Origin of the sequence: Nitrospira sp., assembly GCA_030692565.1 — a bacterium.
Lineage (GTDB): Bacteria > Nitrospirota > Nitrospiria > Nitrospirales > Nitrospiraceae > Nitrospira_D.
The window spans coordinates 1-18302 of record JAUYAO010000029.1 but is presented as its reverse complement, the minus strand read 5'-3'; the positions used below and the strand labels follow the sequence as shown (position 1 = coordinate 18302).

The 18302-nt window shown below is 58.2% G+C and carries 14 protein-coding genes, 1 tRNA gene and 1 pseudogene; 12 read left to right on the top strand and 4 right to left on the bottom strand.

The window, feature by feature from the left end; all coding sequences use genetic code 11:
* The first annotated feature begins 54 nt into the window (after window positions 1–54).
* From Q8N04_06920 to Q8N04_06905, 4 genes are all read left to right on the top strand, one after another.
* A complete protein-coding gene (locus Q8N04_06920; protein MDP3090391.1) occupies window positions 55–231 on the top strand; it encodes a hypothetical protein in 177 nt (58 codons plus the stop codon).
* Window positions 232–1295: 1064 nt separating this feature from the next.
* A complete protein-coding gene (locus Q8N04_06915; protein ID MDP3090390.1) occupies window positions 1296–3326 on the top strand; it encodes a DNA topoisomerase VI subunit B in 2031 nt (676 codons plus the stop codon).
* A gap of 4 nt (window positions 3327–3330) precedes the next feature.
* Complete coding sequence (locus Q8N04_06910; protein ID MDP3090389.1) at window positions 3331–4434, top strand: DNA topoisomerase IV subunit A; 1104 nt, start codon at window positions 3331–3333, stop codon at window positions 4432–4434.
* A 106-nt stretch (window positions 4435–4540) separates the two neighbouring features.
* A complete protein-coding gene (locus Q8N04_06905) occupies window positions 4541–6103 on the top strand; it encodes a DEAD/DEAH box helicase family protein (GenBank protein MDP3090388.1) in 1563 nt (520 codons plus the stop codon).
* Window positions 6104–6175: 72 nt separating this feature from the next.
* Here the strand turns inward: Q8N04_06905 and Q8N04_06900 are convergent, their stop codons facing one another.
* Window positions 6176–6400, bottom strand: coding sequence for a hypothetical protein (locus Q8N04_06900; protein ID MDP3090387.1), 225 nt, complete (start codon window positions 6398–6400; stop codon window positions 6176–6178).
* A gap of 368 nt (window positions 6401–6768) precedes the next feature.
* On the opposite strand from Q8N04_06900, the gene Q8N04_06895 reads away from it, so the two are divergent.
* The 6 genes from Q8N04_06895 to Q8N04_06870 all read left to right on the top strand — a co-directional run bounded on the left by Q8N04_06895 (window position 6769) and on the right by Q8N04_06870 (window position 14658).
* Window positions 6769–7020, top strand: coding sequence for a thioredoxin family protein (locus tag Q8N04_06895; GenBank protein MDP3090386.1), 252 nt, complete (start codon window positions 6769–6771; stop codon window positions 7018–7020).
* A gap of 24 nt (window positions 7021–7044) precedes the next feature.
* Window positions 7045–7209, top strand: coding sequence for a hypothetical protein (locus Q8N04_06890; protein MDP3090385.1), 165 nt, complete (start codon window positions 7045–7047; stop codon window positions 7207–7209).
* A 107-nt stretch (window positions 7210–7316) separates the two neighbouring features.
* Entirely contained in the window at window positions 7317–10523 is a 3207-nt protein-coding gene (locus Q8N04_06885; GenBank protein MDP3090384.1) for an exodeoxyribonuclease V subunit gamma, read from the top strand.
* Window positions 10507–13848, top strand: coding sequence for a UvrD-helicase domain-containing protein (locus Q8N04_06880; protein ID MDP3090383.1), 3342 nt, complete (start codon window positions 10507–10509; stop codon window positions 13846–13848). The genes Q8N04_06885 and Q8N04_06880 overlap by 17 nt, the downstream gene beginning before the upstream one ends.
* Before the next feature lie 13 nt (window positions 13849–13861).
* On the top strand, window positions 13862–14275 hold the full coding sequence (locus tag Q8N04_06875) for a tetratricopeptide repeat protein (GenBank protein MDP3090382.1): 414 nt from the start codon (window positions 13862–13864) through the stop codon (window positions 14273–14275).
* An 11-nt stretch (window positions 14276–14286) separates the two neighbouring features.
* Complete coding sequence (locus tag Q8N04_06870; GenBank protein MDP3090381.1) at window positions 14287–14658, top strand: metallopeptidase family protein; 372 nt, start codon at window positions 14287–14289, stop codon at window positions 14656–14658.
* On the opposite strand, the gene lgt is transcribed toward Q8N04_06870, so the two are convergent.
* Window positions 14652–15479, bottom strand: a complete 828-nt coding sequence (gene lgt, locus Q8N04_06865; protein ID MDP3090380.1) for a prolipoprotein diacylglyceryl transferase — start codon at window positions 15477–15479, stop codon at window positions 14652–14654. The two genes, Q8N04_06870 and lgt, sit on opposite strands and share 7 nt — an antisense overlap.
* Before the next feature lie 337 nt (window positions 15480–15816).
* Here lgt and Q8N04_06860 point away from each other — a divergent pair, with 337 nt between their 5' ends.
* Window positions 15817–16077, top strand: a complete 261-nt coding sequence (locus Q8N04_06860) for a YtxH domain-containing protein (protein ID MDP3090379.1) — start codon at window positions 15817–15819, stop codon at window positions 16075–16077.
* Between the two features lie 168 nt (window positions 16078–16245).
* Window positions 16246–16332, top strand: a tRNA-Leu gene (locus tag Q8N04_06855).
* 824 nt (window positions 16333–17156) lie between these two features.
* Here the strand turns inward: Q8N04_06855 and Q8N04_06850 are convergent.
* Together Q8N04_06850 and Q8N04_06845 are read right to left on the bottom strand one after the other, a co-directional pair.
* On the bottom strand, window positions 17157–17534 hold the full coding sequence (locus tag Q8N04_06850; GenBank protein ID MDP3090378.1) for a hypothetical protein: 378 nt from the start codon (window positions 17532–17534) through the stop codon (window positions 17157–17159).
* A gap of 627 nt (window positions 17535–18161) precedes the next feature.
* Window positions 18162–18302: pseudogene (locus tag Q8N04_06845) on the bottom strand (IS630 family transposase).

The following is an 18302-nucleotide window of genomic DNA, read 5'->3' as shown; positions in this document are numbered from 1 at the left end:
GGATGTGGGAGCCGTGATGATCCGTAGGCCGATTATTGACCAGAGGAGTTGATCATGAAGAATGTTGAGATGGCGATGGAAGGAACGATCCTGACTATCAAGGTGGACATGTCGAAGGAGTTTGGTCCGTCGGCATCAGGGAAGACCACGATCATTGCCTCTACGGAGGGCAACGTGACGATCCCGGGTCGTGAAGAAAAAGTCGGATTGAACGTCTATCGCAAGAAATAGCGGTTGTTTGTGTCCGAGCTGAACGATGAACGAAGGGGAGGATGAATCGTCTCGTTGATCGGCGACGAGTTCTGCCAAAATCACGCAAATATTCATGAAATACGACCGGTTTCTCCACAGTGAGACTGCTGTGCTGTGCATAAGTCGGTATTGGTTGGGCCTATTCGGCTCTAGACAAAATCGTTTTGGTCAGCGGGTCACTCCCGGATCAGGATCTGCCCAGGGATTGTGGAAAAGAAAAAGAATCATCCGTCAAGCCGCTAAATATAGTGGCTCTCTTCGAGGAAGCACTATGCCTATTTATTAGGCAATCTGCTCGCAGGACTGTTGAGATCAGGCATTTCAACGACAGGATCTCACTCATACACAGAGTTATCCACAGAAGCTGGGGAGTCCCGGCAGAGCATCGGCCTGAATCACGGTTTCGGTAGTGGAAGTGCTTGGTTTTTGAGGGGTCTGGCAGATTCATGCTCACGCAAGAAGAAGAGCAGCAACGTGTGAAATATTTTTTCTTTCGGAGTGAAAAATATTTTCCACGCTCGAAAGAATTTATCACCCGTGCCTCTGTCGGCTCTTGCTATTTATGAAATGTGATTCTGGGTGGTATCTCTGTCGTGCTCACGGTGGATCGTTCGTGCGACCAGAGATTTCTCATGCTTCGAAATAGACTGACGGTCTCGTTTCGGCAGAATTCCTCGGCACAATGTTTTTTACGTGGCGCGAGAGAACCCTTGACTCGCTCATACTGGGGGCCTACTCTAACCGCGTGGGGGGAGTTAACGCCCCGGGGGAATATGGTTCATAAGGGGGTCGAGTGTGAGAGCGGTGTGCAGGACCAGCTTGTACTGGGAAGCCTAATGCTCTCCCGAGATCTCCGCCGTACCTACTAACTCCTCGGTAGGTGCGTGCTCCTCCCACCCTAAACTGTTTTGGCGGATGGTTGCCCTCCTGCGAATCTCCTCCTTGCCATCAGGTCGTGCTCGACCCTGCACGAGGGTTTTCTCGGCGGGGCAATCTGTGTACAATGCCGCCCACTTTTCCAATATGATGCTGTGAGAGGGTGAATGGCCATCGCGCGTTCCGTTTCGAAGTCCGTTTCTGCTGCTCAACCCGTTTCTGAATCAGCCGGCCCGAAGAAGGCTGCCGCCAAGCCGGTCCAACAGGTCACCGCAGCTGAGATGGGGGCGCGTCAGCGGGAAATTTCCGTTTCCGAATTTTTTACGAAGAACCGGCACCTGCTCGGGTTCGATAACCCGCGTAAGGCGTTATTGACCTGTGTGAAGGAAGCGGTCGATAACGCGCTCGATGCCTGTGAAGAAGCGGGGATTCTCCCGGAAGTGACCGTTCGGCTGGAAGTGGTATCGAACGGGGAGCCGGTCGCTCCCAGTCAGGCGTCCAGATTTCGCATTACGGTGACGGACAACGGGCCCGGCATCGTTCGCCAGCATATCCCGCGGATCTTCGCGAAATTGCTCTACGGCTCGAAGTTTCATCGCATGCGGATGAGCCGGGGACAGCAAGGCATCGGGATTTCGGCGGCGGGCATGTACGGACAATTGACGACCGGCAAGCCGGTGAAGATCATTTCCCGCACCGGGCCGAAAGCCGTCGCGCATTATTTTGAAGTGCAAATCGACACGAAGAAAAACGAGCCGCTCGTTCATGAGAACAAGCAGATCGAATGGAGCCAGCCGCAAGGCACACAAGTCGCGATCGAGGTCGAGGGGAAATATCAAAAGGGCCGGGCCTCTGTCGACGAATGGCTGGAGCAGACCTCCATCGCCAATCCCCATGTGCGGCTGATCTACTCTCCGCCGGAAGGCGAGACGAGAGACTATCCCCGTACGTATCACGAATTGCCGCCGTCTCCGCGGGAGATCAAGCCGCATCCGTACGGCATCGAATTCGGCATGTTGCTGAAGATGCTGCAGGACACCAAGAGCCAGACGGTCTCCGGCTTCCTTGCCGGCGATTTTTGCCGAGTGTCGCCTCAACTCGCGGATGAGATCTGCAAGGCCGCGAAGGTCTCTCCCACCATGCGGCCTCGGGACCTGAAGGGGCCGGCAGCGGAGGTTCTTTACCGGACCATTCAGAGCACCAAGATCATGGCGCCTCCGACGAACTGTCTTTCTCCGATCGGCGAGCGGGCCATTCTCTCAGGCCTCTATAAGCAGATCAAAGGAGAGTTTTATACGGCCGTCAGTCGGCCTCCGGCTGTGTATCGGGGCAACCCCTTCATCATTGAGGCCGGACTAGCCTATGGTCATCGACCGGACGATCAGGTCAAGCCGAAACAACCCGCCATGCCGAAAGCGGAAGGGGAGGACGACGAGAGGGATTCGGAGCTTGCGCGCGTCATTCGGTACGCCAACCGGGTGCCGCTCCTCTATCAGCAGTCCGCCTGCTCGACGTTCAAGGCCGTCCTCAGCACGTCCTGGAAGAATTATGGTGTGACGCAGTCACGCGGCGCATTGCCGGGCGGGCCGATGGTGATTTTTGTGCATATGGCCTCGGTGTGGGTGCCGTTCACGAGCGAATCCAAAGAAGCCATCGCCGACTACGATGAGATACAAAAGGAAATCACGCTGGCCTTGCGTGAGTGCGGTCGGCGGTTGGGGTTGTTCTTGCGGCGGCGTGAGCGCGCGGCCAGCGAGTATCGGCGACGCAATATTTTCGAACTCTATATTGAAGAAGTCGTGGAAGCCTGCAATCGCCTCAAAGGCGGCACGCTTGCCAAAGAGAAGTTGAAAGCCCAGCTCCAGAAAATCGCCACATCACGCACGGGCGGACTCAAGACGGATGAAGCATTGGGGAAAACCGGTGCCGGGCCGGAAGGCTTGCCCCATTCAATCATCGTGACTGCCGAAGGCGTGGAAGGCGAGGTCGAGTTGGCTACGCAGGTGCAGGCGTCTGTTGCGCCAGCGGCACCGGCAGCGACCACGGTTCCGAATGCGGCCGGGCCGTTGCCAAAGACACACAAGAAGGGTAAGGGGGCACAGACGGCCGTGCGTGCCGATACGGGGTCCATGAATAAGAAATCGACGGGCGCATCGGCGAAGCCTGGAAAGCATTCCGCGCCTCGAGGGAAGAAGTAACCACATGGCGACCAAACAGAAACAAACGACCGCCGTTGAGAAGAAGCTCATCAGCCTGGCGGATATTGTCATCGCGGCGGCTGACCGGTCGAAAGATCCGACGTTTGCGATTCCCATTCGGGCGCTGTCCAACGTGTCCTTCAATGAGCGCAAGGGTCTCATTGAGATGGGGAGTAAGAAGCAGGCCCGGTCGTTCTTCAACGTCGGGATGGCCAAGAAGTTTATGCAGACGGTGCTCGTTGCCGATGCCCTTTCTGAACTCCAGCGGGCGGACCTCACCACGTCGCTTCGAGAAATCTACTACCGGACAAAACATACGATTCAAGATTCCCATGAGAACACCTTCGATACCCAGGATGAATCGGACCCGGTCATCGAAGATCTTGAAGTGTCGCTTGCGGCGTTACGCGAAGAGCTGCATGTGCGGGCGGAGAACAGCGGGAGCATCGTCGGGCCGGTCGTGTTTGGCGATGACGGCGATCGAGTGGACTGTGCCAAGCTCGGGAAAGGCGGGTATTCGGTCCCGTCGATCGTCGAACCGGAATATCTGGAGATCCGCCGCTGCACAGCCGATTTTCTACTGCTCGTGGAAAAGGGAACGCAGTGGAATCGCCTCTCGGAAGATAAGTTCTGGCGCCGGTATAATTGCGTCCTGCTGACCGGCAACGGCCAGCCGCCGCGCGGAGTCCGCCGGCTGGCGCGCCGGCTTCACGAAGAGCATAAGTTGCCGGTGTACGTACTGGTCGATAACGATCCCTGGGGGTACTACATCTATTCCGTGATCAAGCAGGGTTCGATCAATCTGGCCTTCGAAAGCCAGCGCATGGCCATCCCCAAAGCCAAGTTCATCGGGCTGTCGAGCGCCGACCCGGAACGGTACGAGCTGCCCCGGAATGTGGGCATCAAGCTGAACGAGAAGGACATCGCGCGGGCGAAAGAGCTGATGAACTACCAATGGTTCCAGAAGCCGGCCTGGCAAGCGGAGATCAAGCGCATGCTGACCAGCGGGCTCAAGTACGAGCTGGACTCGCTCGCCAATAAAGATTTTCAATACCTGACCAAAAAGTATCTGCCGAGAAAGCTCAAGGAAAAAGATTGGATCGATTAGTCATCGCCCCCGGTCCACCGTACGACAATCAGGAGCCAGCAGATCAGGGAGCCCGCGCTTGCGCCGCGGCTGCCGGCCTTCGTGCCGCCCCGGATTCAGAGACACCATGAAGACCCTACCTCCCTGGACGGCTCCGTTACGCGATTGGCAGCGCCGTGCGCTCGTCGCCGTCCAGACCCATCAGACGGCGGATTTTCTCGCCATGGCGACGCCGGCCGCCGGGAAAACCCGCTTTGCGCTGCGCGTCGCGCACGAGTTTCTCGCCAAGGGAGCCGTTCGTCGTGTCCTGGTCGTCTGTCCGACTAACCATCTGCGTACCCAGTGGTCGGAAGCCGCCGGAAAAATAGGCCTCCAGCTCGATCCGGCATTGACGAACGATCAAGCCAGCGAAGCCCCCGATTATCACGGGGCCGTGGTGACCTATCAGCAGGTCAGCCTTGCCCCGGCGATCTTTCAACGCGCGTGCAAAAGCCAAGCGACGCTCCTCATTTTAGATGAGTTGCACCATGCAGGAGACGGGAAGCACTGGGGGAAGGCGCTGCGCATGGCCTTCGATCCGGCGGTATTTCGGGTGATTCTTTCCGGCACGCCGTTTCGCTCCGACAATAACCCGATTCCGTTTATCCGTTACGAGCAGGGCGAGAGCCATGCGGACTTTGCGTACGGCTATACCGAGGCGATTAAGGACAGCGTGTGCCGTCCGATCGTCTTCCCCAGCTATGAAGGCGAATTGACCTGGCTCTCCGACGGTCGTGAGCACACGGCCACCTTCGAGGATGGACTGAAGTTCGATCTCCAACGCGAACGGTTGAAGACGGCGCTCTTGCAAGAGTCCTGGCTGGGTCCGGTCATTACCGACGCGCACAAGCAATTGACCAGACTCCGCAAGGAAGAGCAGGCCGATGCCGGCGGATTGATCGTCGCCATGGACCAGGATCACGCCCGTTGGGTCTCCGAGTTGATCGGGAAAATCACCGGAACGAAGGCGGTCGTGGCGGTGTCGGACGATCCGGGGGCATCACGGACCATCGCGTCCTTTTCCGATCATAAGACCCAAGCCTGGCTGGTCGCGGTGAACATGGTGAGCGAAGGGGTGGACATCCCCCGGTTACGGGTGGGCGTGTACGGGACCAACGTGTTGACGGAGATGTACTTCCGGCAGGTGGTCGGCCGATTCGTCCGCATGCAGGACGGCATGCCCTCACCGCAACGAGCGTGGCTCTATTTGCCCAAAGATCCGATCCTGGTTCACTACGCCCGGCAAATCAGAGCGGAGCGCGACCATGTTCTGGAAGACATCATGCCCGCCGGACAACGGGATTTGTTCGGCCGGATCACTGTGTCCAGCACCAAAGAATACATGCCGTTGAATGCGGTGGCGAAGCTCGACTCGCTCATCGGGGAAGAAGACCCGCGAGGGGAGGGTGGTGGCGCCGTCGCGGGGGATATTGCCGTCTCATTGCACGAACAGAAGCTCGATCTGCGCGAAACGCATCGACTCCTGGTAGCGTCGGTGGCGAGAAAAACCGGCGTGGATCACCGTCGGCTCAATGCGGAATTGATCGCGCGAACCGGCGGTCGCGTCGATCAGGCGACGACCGAGCAGCTGCAAAAGCGCATTCAACTGTTGGAGCGGTGGCAGGAAAAGGGGTATGACGGCAAACGATAACGGATGAAGAGCCGCTGACGGCACCCGAACAGCACGGTTCCGATGCCGCCAGCAGCGGTCTGTGCGCGAGAACTAGGCGGGCGGAAGCATCCAGTAGCACCAGCCGAGAATCACGGGCGTCGCCACATACATCGCGGTCTTTCCGAAAGAATCGTACACGCCGTAAATCAGGATGGCGGCGATAAACACGAAATAGATCTGGGCGATACCCTGGTAGCTCGCATTGTGTTCGACCGCCAGCGCCAAGCTTGGTGATGCCAGAATTGCGGCGGCAGAGAGAGTCGCTAGTCGTTTCATTGAAAACTCCTTTCAGAGGATGGTGAAGGTAGAGGGAATGGATGGGGGAGAGGCGCGGATGCGGAGACAACAACGCCCTCATGGCAACGGAAACCACGAGGGCGTAGCGAAGGGCGTAAGCCGTATTCTATGAAAAGACTGACTGATATTAGCAAGGATGCACAGAACACCTCATCGTCTGGAGTTGCTCCCATGCTGCGCTTTCCGGTTTGGGAAGTCAAACCAGAGCGGCCGGTTCCTCTCTGCCCATGGGGTTGACCCTGCGGGTTGACCCTGCCGAGCCTGGGCCGAACGCGGCTTGCCCCCTCATTCAGCTGGGTGTTAAGATCCGCCACCGACCTTTCTGGAGACACACTATGCCAAGCATCATGTTATTGGTTTCTCCCAGCTGTGGAGCGTGTCCCTCGGCCAAAAGCCTCTGGAAGCAGCTGCGGGTGAAATATAGTTTTTCCTACCGGGAAGTCGACATCACCACTCCCGATGGCGCTGAGTTGGCCAATCGCCATTCGGTGCGGGCGGTGCCTGCCACGATTATCGATGGACGACTGACCTTTGTCGGTGTGCCGAGTCGGGAAAGCGCCGAAAAGGCGTTGCTCTTGAAAATGAAGCCGCGCGAATAAGCGGGGTAGAAGGATAGATAGCTGATGGTTGATGACGACGATGACAACTTTGAATTGCCTGATTTGCCCATCTACGATAAGGGGCCGCCACCGGATTGCCCGATTTGCGGCGACCCGATGAAGTTTATCGATGGCGATTGGGCCTGTGTCGACTGCAACGGCGAACTGCTGGGGCCCGAGACGGGCTAGTCGACGTGAATGGTGATGGGCGCGCGATCGAGAGTTGATGTGAGCCGCCTGCTCCTCCGTCCGGTGTCCGCTCGTCACACACCACGGTTCATACGCCACGATTTCTGATGCTTCACGTCATTGCCGGCCGTTTTCATCCGTCGCTCGAATCCGCGCTGGTTGCTCAAGTGAGTCAGGCGAAGGCGACGGATCCGTTCGCTCCGCTCGCGATTTTCGTTCCTTCTGCGCCGCTCCTTGCCCGCGTGCGTCAGGTGCTGGCCGCTGAGCGGCAGGCCACGCTCAATATCCACTTCATGACCTTCCATCAGCTGGTGCTCCGTCTGGCGGATGAGCGGCGTAGCCGCCTTGCGCAATCTCCCTTGCATGTCGTCGACGATATCTTTTTCGAACAGTTGGTCCGGCAGATCGTGCAGGTCCGGCTTCCCAGTTTGACGCCGCTGCAACAGCTTGGGCAGTCCTCCGGCATGTGGGGCGCTCTGTGGTCGACCGTACGTGACTTGAAAGATGCCGGAGTCGATCCTGCCATCGCCTTGCGCGGCCTCGAAGAGGGCTGCTTCGATCAGGAGGATCACGCCTGGCTGACGGCGCTGTTTTCATTGCACGCCGCCGTTCGCGACGTGGGGAAGACCTTGGGAGTCGGCACTCCGGACGACCTGGCCGAGTCGCTCATTCCGGAGGTTCCTCATTCACCGTTCCTGGCCTCCCTCCGGCACGCATTCTATCACGGCTTCTACGATCTCACGCAGGTGCAGTTGTCCTTGTTTGAGGCTGTCAGCACTGCCGTTCCGACGACGCTGCTGTTTCCCGTTGAACAGGGACCGCGGTGGGGATTTGCCCGGCGCTTCTTCGATCGCTGTATTCAGCCCCGTGCGACAACTTCCGACATGATCACGAAACTGGCGGATCCGGATAAGCCCTGCTCCGATGAGCCGATGACGATTTCCGTGCAGAACGTCATCGGGGCGGAAGAGGAGCTGGCGGCGATTTGCCGGAAGATTCTGGATTTGGTCGAGACGAACGGGTATCGGTTTGACGACATTGGCGTGGTGGCTCGCACCTTGGATCCCTATCGGGCTCTCTTGGCGGGCATGTTTGATCGATATCGCATCCCGTTTGTCACGACCGCCGGTCGACCGCTGATGCAAGAACCTCTCTGCAAGGTCTTGTTGCAGGTACTGACATTGCCGCTCAACGATTTCTATCGCACGACAATGCTGGATGTGGTGACCTCGCCGCTCTGTGCCTCGGATCTGCTCGACCGTAATGCCGCCGGCTATCGTCCTGAACAATGGAGGATGGCGGTGGCGGGCTTGCAGATCACTCGTGGAGTCGAAGAGTGGAAGCGAGTGGAGTCGGCTTCCCAAGCGGCGCTGGAATTAGTGGAAGGTGAAGAGCAGGGGCGAGCGGTTGATGGGGTGGACATTGCCTCCGATGTGATCACGCTTCTGTGGCGCGTGGTGTCGGAGCTGGTGACTGATTGTTTGGCGCTCCCTCAACGGGGGACGATCGGGCAGTTGATCACGGCCTCTCGCCAACTGGCCCGCCGGCATCTGGTGGACCCGGTCGGCGTCGGCGAGACCGAAGGAGATCCGCTCACGGCGCGGTTGATGGCGACATGGAGCGCCATCGATGGAGTGTGGACCAGGCTGGAGGAATTGGATCTTCTTGGGGAAGACATGTCCTGGGCGGATTTTGTGGAACTCCTGACCCATACATGTGAACGCACGCTGATTCCGTTGGATGCGACCGCTCATCGAGGGGTCACCGTTGTCGACGCGATGGCCGCTCGCGGGCTGAGTTTCAAAGCGATCTGTGTGTTGGGCCTGAACGAGAAGCTGTTTCCACGGTATATCCGCGAGGACGCGTTTCTGCGTGATCGGCATCGGCGGGTGCTCGACGCGACGCTCGGATTCAAGATCGATGAGAAGCTCGGCGGGTATGAAGAGGAAACATTGCTGTTTGAACTGCTCACGCAAGGGGCGAGCCGCCGCTTAGTGCTCTCCTATCAGCGGGCTGATGAGGCCGGTCGTGTCTTGGCGGTCTCTCCGTTTCTGGACGAATTGCTCGAGCGGTCCGGCCTTGACGGACGATCGGCGGAAGCGGTGCCGCGACGGCTGACGGATCGAGTCGCGCAACGTTCCACCATTCAACGATTGATTCCGCCGTCCGAACTCGCCCAATGGATGGCGCTGACCGGGCAGGACCCGACAGACCTTCTGAAGGCGGTCGGCCGCGAAGCCGAGGGCTTTCGGCATGCGGCCGGCGCCTTAGTCGGGATGGAGGACGACGCGCCCGTGCTGAATGGGTATGACGGCTTGACCGGCCCGCTTGACGCCTACTGGTCACGGCTGTCCGAACGCGGGTTGGCCCCGACGCCCCTGGAGCAGTATGCGCGCTGCCCCTTCCAGTATTTTGCCGCCGATGTGTTGCGGCTGGAGCCGGTGCGATGGACCCTCGCGCAGGAGCCGGATGCCGCATTGTTGGGCACCCTCTGTCATGCGGCCTTGAAACGCTGTTACGAGCAGCTTCTGCCGACCGGATGGCCGGCCGAGCCGGTGACCGATGACACGATGGAGTGGTGTATTCGCTCGGCCGTGGATCTAGCGGCGCAGGATTGCGAGGCGCGCCATCGGACCGGTCATTATCTGTTGTGGGAGTTGGCGAAGGAGCATGTCGTCACGCTGATCACAGCCGCGGTCGATGCGGATACGGCCGCGTATATTGAGACGCCGTTTATGCCCGTCGCATTCGAGCTGGATGCCGAGGGCACGATTGCCGAGGTGCTGCCCGATCCGTCTGTGACGCTGAAGATTCGAGGACGCGTCGATCGGATCGACCGGCATCGGGATACCGGAGCCATTCGCATCATCGACTACAAATTCAAGACCGGGGGGTCGATGAAGGCGGAGGATCGCAACCTGCTGCAATCCGCCATGCGGGGGTATCGCCTCCAGCCTCCGCTCTATGCTCGCCTGCTCATGCCCGGCAAGCCTGCGCCAAGCCAGGTGCAGTTCATGTTTCTGGCGCCGCTGTGGGATCCGCCTATTGCACGTTCGACGTTCGATGTCGGCGCGCTTTCAGGTGAGTCCGGGCGGCAGATCCAGCAGACGCTGCGTATGCTTATCACCGGACTTCAGGCCGGACGGTTTTTTATTCTGCCCGACACATACTGTGAACAATGTGAATTTCGTGTCATCTGCCGCCGTGAACACCAGCCGTCGTGGTGGCGGTCGTATCGATCGGACGAGGTGAAAGCCCTCAAGAGCCTTCGTCTGCAACGTCTGTCGGAGGAGCCGCGTGGAACTGATTCCTGATCGCCAGGCCCGCAATCTGGCGGAGACGACATTTGACCGGAATGTCGTGGTCGTAGCCGGTGCCGGCACCGGCAAGACGACGTTGCTCGTCAATCGATTGGTGCACCTCCTGATCAAGGAGCCCCGCCCGGTGACCATCACCCAGATCGTGGCATTGACCTTTACGAACAAGGCGGCCACGGAGATGAAGGTCCGGCTGCGTGAACGGCTGCTGGTCTTGGCCAATCCGGAAACTGAAGCCGCTCGGGTTGTGGATGGCGGGGCGGTGTCGGTTGCTGACTTACGTGCACGTTACGGTCTCTCCACCGACGAAGTCGCCGGCAGAGCTGCGGCGGCCCTCCATGATCTTGAGAAGGGGCAGATCGGCACGCTCCATAGTTTTGCGGCCCATCTGTTGCGGCTCTACCCGCTTGAAGGCGGCGTGGATCCGACCTTTCAGGAAGATGACGGGCTCCGCTTCGAAGAGCATTTTTCGGCGGCATGGGAGATATGGGTCGATCGGGAGTTGAGCCGGCAGGGTTCTCATCATCAATTGTGGCGCAGGGTATTGGGTCTCGCCACCCTGGACGATGTGCGCGCACTGGCTCGCGCGCTCTGCAGCGAGTTGGTTGATTTGGACGTGTTGCATGCTCAGATCAATGACGAGAAGCTGAGTCCTGTGCTCGTCGAGTGGGTGCGCCAAATGCATCAACGCGGGCAAGTGCTCCTCGATGCGCATGATCGACCAAAGCGGCGGAAGATCGAGCAGATGTTGGCGGCCGCGGTGAACGTAATGAAGGCAATCCTGGATCAGGGGGCAGCCGGTATTCAGGCCCTATCCGCTGCCGATCTCGAATCGCTGGGGAAGGATCTGGGCAATCCCGTAGCAGGATGGGAAAAAGATGAATTTGGAGAAGCCGAATCAATCATTAACACTGCTCAGCAATATCAGTTAGTTAACAGCAAGTTATTTAAGTATACGTTGATTCTTCTTGGGCCGCTGGTCTCTGAAATTCGCCTCTCGTTCAGGCTGAAAGGGTGGGTCTCATTCGATGGGCTGCTCGCCAGGGCTCGCACGTTGTTACGGGATCATCTGGCCATCCGCGAGCGTATTAAACAGGACTATCGTGCGGTGCTGGTGGATGAATTTCAAGACACCGATCCTGTTCAGTATGAACTCATGCTCGCGATTTCAGAATGTGTAGGGGCTCAGGCCTCGACATGGCAGGAGATGGCCTTAGAGCCGGGCAAGCTCTTTATCGTGGGAGATCCCAAGCAATCGATCTATGCCTTTCGGCGGGCGGATATCGAAGCCTTCGATCGCGTCGTTCAGAAGATTGAAGAGGACGGGGGAGTGATTCAAACGCTCACCACAAATTTTCGAAGCGATGCGGCGGTTCTCGGCCCGGTCAACGATGTGTTCGATCGACTGTTCGAACGGCGCGCCCTCGTCCAACCGGCCAATGTCAGGCTGGAAGTGCAACCGCAACGACGCCCCTCAGCCTTTGAGGCCGGTGTGCGTGTGCACGTGACGCTTCCGGTTCCGGACGAGCGGGCGTTCGACGCCGCCGGTGCGACAAGGGCGGAAGGGGAGACGCTGGCGCGTTGGCTCGCCGAAGAGGTGCTGAGCCGTCCGCAGGTCAAGCCCGGGCATATCGCGCTGCTATTCCGGAAGCTGACGCAGGCCGACACCTATGTGGATGCTTTGCGACGGTACGGCCTTCCCTATGTCATCGAAGGCGAAAAACATTTTTATCGACGTCAGGAAGTCATCGACCTGATGAATGTCCTGCGGGTGCTCGACCATCCCCATGACAATGTGGCGCTGGCCGGTGTGCTGCGCAGCCCTTTAGGCGGCTTGTCAGACCGCGCCCTCTATGACCTTCGCCAGGTTAAGGGCTTTGACTATCTTCGAATCGAGTCACTCTCGGCGTGGACGCATCCGGAGGCATCCTCTGTCCGTCTTCTGTATGGCCACTTGGCCTGGTTGCATCGACAGGTCGGAGCATTGCCGCTGGCCGAGGTGCTGGAACTGATCTTCGACCGTCTTCCGCTTCTCGAAATTGCCGCGGCGTCTGTGCATGGGGAGCAGGCTGTGGCCAATCTTCTCAAGGTGAAACACACCGCCGCCGCCTTGTCTGATCGGCCGCATCTGACGTTGAGCGGTTTTGTGGATCTGATGGTGGCCAGGCTCGAGGAGCAGCCGGATGAGGCCGAGAGTCCATTGTCTGAGGAATCGTCCAACGCCATCCAGGTCTTGACGATTCACAAAGCCAAGGGCCTGGAGTTTCCCATTGTCGTGTTGCCCGGCCTGCATCAGGGGAGCGGGAGGGAGCGAGGATTGCCAGTCGTGACGTTTGATTGGTCCAGCGGATCGTATGGCCTCTCGCTTGGTGGGGTGCACAATTTCGGTGCGGTATTGGTGCATGAGAAGCAGAAAATCAGGGAGGACGCCGAGCGGCGGCGGGTGCTCTATGTCGGCATGACAAGAGCCAAGGATATGTTAATCCTGTCCGGCGGGATGACCGGTCGTGCAGCCGGGGAAACCGTCTTGGGGATGTTGCAAGAGATCGGGGAGGGTGTGGTGGGTGCCTCGGAAACAGAGACGCTGACGATCGGTGCGTCTGTCATACCGCACCGGACTACGCCGGCGCCGTCCCGCAAACGTTCAAGCCGACCTGGTGCGGTGGGGCCGGTCACCGGAGCTCTCGATTCTGCGGCCATCGCAAAATTATGGGGAGATCGGGAGGATCGCTGGAAGAAGGCCTGCCGGACGCCTCGTCATCTCACTCCGAGCACGATTGGAAAAGAAGTGCTGCCCGGCCGTTTCCGACCCTCAAAAGATGGAGCGGACCAAGAAGTAGGGAGGCTGGTCGGGATATTGGCCCACCACATCCTTGAACAGTGGGATTTTCACTCGCCTTCTCACAGGCTCCTTGATCGAATCGAGCCAGTCACACAGCAGATCCTCACTGCTGAACAAGCCGAGCTGATGCCGGCAGTGGCTGATTCATTGAGAGATGTCCTCGGTAACTTTGCGCGGTCTGACCTGTATCAGCGGCTGGCCCTGGCCACCATTCTGGGTCGTGAGGTGCCGTTCGCCATGTCCTGGGAAGAGGGCCAGATCGTCCATGGCATGATGGATGTCATCTACCGTCTTGACGACCGAATCTGGATTGGGGACTATAAGACCGATCAGGTGACGGCGCAAAATATGCCCGAGCGGGCGGAGCGGTATCGATCTCAGATGACGCTCTATAAGGCCGCGGCTCAGAAAAGTTTAGGGGTTTCAGCGATATCCGCGCAGCTTTTGTTTCTTCGCTGCGGTGTTGGCTACGAACTGTAACAGGAGACGGACCATGCGATCCTATCTCATGCTGGTGTTGTTCTGCGGGTTGGCCGGCGGTTGTGCTGGCCCGGCGAAAGTGCCGACTACCATTCTGGCGAGTCCGGCCGACACCTCGGTGAAGGCGGCGGCCGCAATGACTGAAGGGGATCGCCTGTTCCGGTCGGGCGATTGGGCCGGTGCCGCTCAGGCCTATCAAACCGCAGCCACCCTGCAACCGACATTGGCTGAGGCGCACTACAATTTGGCGGTGTCGTTGGATCGTATGGGGAGCAAGGCGGACGCGAAGAAGCACTATCTCGAGGCCGCCAACCTGGCACCGGGAAACAAAGTGATTTGGGATTCACCGCCGCTTCGCGAGACGGGACTGAATCACAACTTGCGGAAAAAATCCTATCTGGATCCTACCCCTGGGCAACGATTCTAGCGAGGTCGGAAGTGTCTCAGCGAATCTCGGCCGAGTCCTTTGCCCATCTCGTTGAAGCGGCCATCGCGGACTTGCCTGACGAATATGCCCGGTTGCTCGATGCCGTGGCGGTTGTCGTGGAAGACGAGCCCCCTCCGAGTGTGCTGAGAGATCTGGAGATGGAGGACGGAGAGGAGCTACTCGGTCTGTACCATGGTCTCTCACTGCACGACGACTCATTTTTTCGCGCTGGAGGCCAGGCGCCTGCACAGATCTCACTCTATCGCGGACCGATTCTCCGGCAATGCGACACAGAGAGGGAGATGATTCAGGAAATCGGCGATACGCTCGTGCACGAACTGGGGCACCATGTCGGTCTGGATGACGACGAGATGCCCTATTGAGGGGGCGGCATTGAACGTGATCGTTCCAGTGACCGTTTGTGATATCCCCATATCAGCATGAACAGACCCAACATGACCATGGGAGCCGACAGCAACTGGCCCATGGTGATCGGTCCAAGGACAAAGCCGATATGCTGGTCGGGCTCGCGGACGAGCTCGACGATCATCCGACTGACGCCGTAGCCGGCGATGAACGTCCAGCACAACGACCCTGGTGGCGGTGACGTGCGCGCAAGCAACCAGAGGATCGTGAACAAGAGAATACCTTCCAGTCCTGCTTCATAGAGTTGTGAAGGGTGGCGACACACCGGTCCTCCCGATGGGAAGACCATGCACCACTCCACATCGGTCGCCCGTCCAAAGAGTTCTCCATTGATAAAGTTTCCGAGTCGGCCAAATCCCAGTCCAATCGGGGTCACAGCGGCAGCCAGGTCCGCAATGGTGTAGACGGGCAAGCCCTGTCGCTTACTGAACCAGATCAAGGCGACAATCGTCCCGATGAGGCCGCCATGGAAGGACATCCCGCCTTCCCACACGGCGAAGACTTTCAACGGATTCTGGGCGTAGTAAGAAAAATTATAAAACAACGTGTACCCGATGCGCCCGCCGATAAAAACCCCGAAGGCGGCGAACACGACCATGTCGTAGATCTGATCCGGCGTGAGAGGAATGTGCTGCGCGCGGACTCGGTGGCGAATCAAGAAATAGGCGGCGGTCAGCCCGATTAGATACATCAACCCATACCAGCGGAACTGGAGCGGACCGAGATCGAGGAAGACCGGATTGATATGCGGATAGGGGAGTGCGGCGAACGAACCCATGAGACCTCCAACGAATGACTGGTCGGGATCATAGGGAAGACCACGTTTCAAAGCAAGGCGCGCTTCACACGCAGGGCGACGATAGCCGGAAGGTGGATGCTGTGGCCGGTTTGTCGTGATAGGCTCAGGAGTGTAAGATTTCTGTAACGGGTGTGTTGCCGACTGTAGAGAAAACGGCACCCTTCATGAGACGGTCCTAACCCTGGCAGGGGTGATCGAGGAAATCCCGGTGAAATTGCGCAGCATATGACCTGGCACGGTATCTGCTGTACTGACTAGACAAGAGGGCGAGAACAAGACCCTCCACAAACCTTCATCAATCACCAGGAGGCATGCGATGTCAGAACAGGGAAAGCAGGCAGCCAAGGTCGCCGCGATGATCGCCGGTGGAGCTGTGATCGGAGCCGGATTAGGAATCCTGTTTGCGCCTAAAGCCGGAGCGGAAACACGCCGGGACATCGGACGCTATGCGAAGAAGGCCCAAGTACAGGCCACCCGCTGGGGCCGCACCGTTCAATCGGGCGTGCAGGACGTGATGAATCGGAGCAAGCAGTTGGTGCAGCGTCGCGAGGCGCGGCCTGTGATTGAGGCAGCGTAAACCTGTTAGGTGAAGCACACAGTCGAAGCTACGGTTGAGCGAGAGGTCCGGACTCCCGCTCAACCTAGGCTTCAGCTTCTTCGCGTTTCAATAGGTCACACGCATTCCAGTGCGGGCCTGAGCAAGGTGTTGCGGCTCAGGCGACTTTCCCGCTACACTGCGCGGCATGCGCGAGTGGCGGAATCGGCAGACGCACAGGACTTAAAATCCTGGGTCAGCAATGGCGTGCGGGTTCAATTCCCGCCTCGCGCACCACGAGTTTCTGTTGGTTGCGTATGCGCCACCTCTTAAGGCCCCATCCCCAAGCAAGCGTTGGTTCCATGACGCGAGTCATCCGGTATGCACTTCTCTTCTTGCTCTGCCTTTGTCATAACGCTCCTTCAGTGAGCGCGCAAAGCAGTGCCTCCTCAGCGAATCCGCAGAATCCGTCCTCCCTCAGCTTGCAAAATGGACTCGACCCATCCGGTGGATCAGGCGGATCTCCCGCGGCGCCTCTGTCCTCGCCATCCGTGGTGCAAGGGATTGGAACCATACCTAGTTCCACGAAACCCGGTTCATTGGGCTCTGCGGGGAGGGGATTACCCGGAATGCCGGGAGGCCCACCCATCAAAGGGGCGCTCGGTTCACAAGATCCTTCGTCGGCCTACATGCGTCCGTCTGTCATCGGGGCACTCGTATGCGACCCTATGATTGATGGTGTCTGTGACTAGACTGTTGTTATAAGTTTTAATAGACGGGGATAGGCGCAAGACGGGAATCCGGTGCAGAGTCGATACCACTTTCCTAACCAGTGCCGCGATCCGGCGAGGTAGGCCGGGATGCCGATCGCGAGATACACCAGCCCTTGGATGAAGTTGAGAAAATATGACGGGCAGTTTAGGACCTTGCTCTCCCGCCAATCGATGGAGAGGGAGAGGGTGCAAACTCAAGAACTGACCCCACTAGCGCATTTCGGGCCAGCTCAGGCTACTTTTCTGGAGATTTACCGGGTCGCCCGCGCGGGCGCAGCGTGGAGTCCAAGCCCAACGTGGCCGCGATGGTGGCTTGCCAGTTGGCTGTCCCGAAAGGTTGTTGCTGATTCATGCAGGTGCGCTGGGCGGTGAGTGCATGATCGAAGAGCGGCTGGAGGCAGGGGAAAATAGCCTTTTCTCTTTGAGTGCGAAACGCAGGTGGGCGACTAAATGAGCATCGCGGGAATACGCTCCAACCGTGGCGATATCTATCAGACGCTGATCGCCTTCGACTGGGCATTGACAGTCCTGTCCGATCCCGAATTTCAATGGCTTGAAATAGATTCGACAACCTATCTGGTAGATGATGTCGTAATTGGCAAATCTGACGGCTCCCTGCTTTGTTGCCAGTGCAAAAAGAACCAGGTCGATTTCAGCGCATGGTCGATAGCCGATCTTTCGGGCGAGCTGGACAAGGCTTCTCTGGTACTGGCTAGAAATCAACAAGCCCGAGTTCGCTTCTATTCGCGCAGCAATTTTTGCGCACTCGCTAAACTACGTGAATACAGCACCCTCTATGACAATGAGGCCGACTATAATGCGAATTTGACCAAAGAGCATATAGAAACTGATAGCAATTTGACTGCTCGCATTGCTGCTAAGACTTGTGACCTCTCGACCTACGAATTCCTGCGTCGCACCTCCTTCGAGATCAGCCCAGATTTTGATCGCATGGAGATTTTACTGCGTGAACGTTTGCGCCAAATGGTGAGCAACTCAAATGCTGCATACAACGCCCTTTGGACACACATCGATAAGCTTGGTGGACGCATGGAAAGCGGTAACCTGTCCGCTTCCACCCAGCATCGCCTAACCAAAGACGACCTCAAAGACATTCTCCATCACGCGGGAGCGATGCTGGTTCCAGCGATGTCCATTGCACAGGTACGTACATCATTTGCCAGTACCTCAGCTATCGGCAGGTCGTGGCATCGGGACATTGCTGGACAGCGCATTTCGAGCCCGGTTGTGAATGATCTTCTGGCTGCCATCGATGCTAGGAAACGTGCCGTCTTGCTTACAGGGCTTCCGGGTTCAGGAAAAACCTGCGTGATGTTGAGTCTGCAAGAAGAGCTAGTGTCCTGTCTCCGAAGTTCGCTGACAAAATCGGGCCACGCTGGCCAGGATTTCGTCGGCGGTCTTCGTCCATGTGAAGGGTTTGGGGGGGGTGTATTGGTGACCGTGATGTAGTGCCGGATGGCGGCCTTGAGGGCT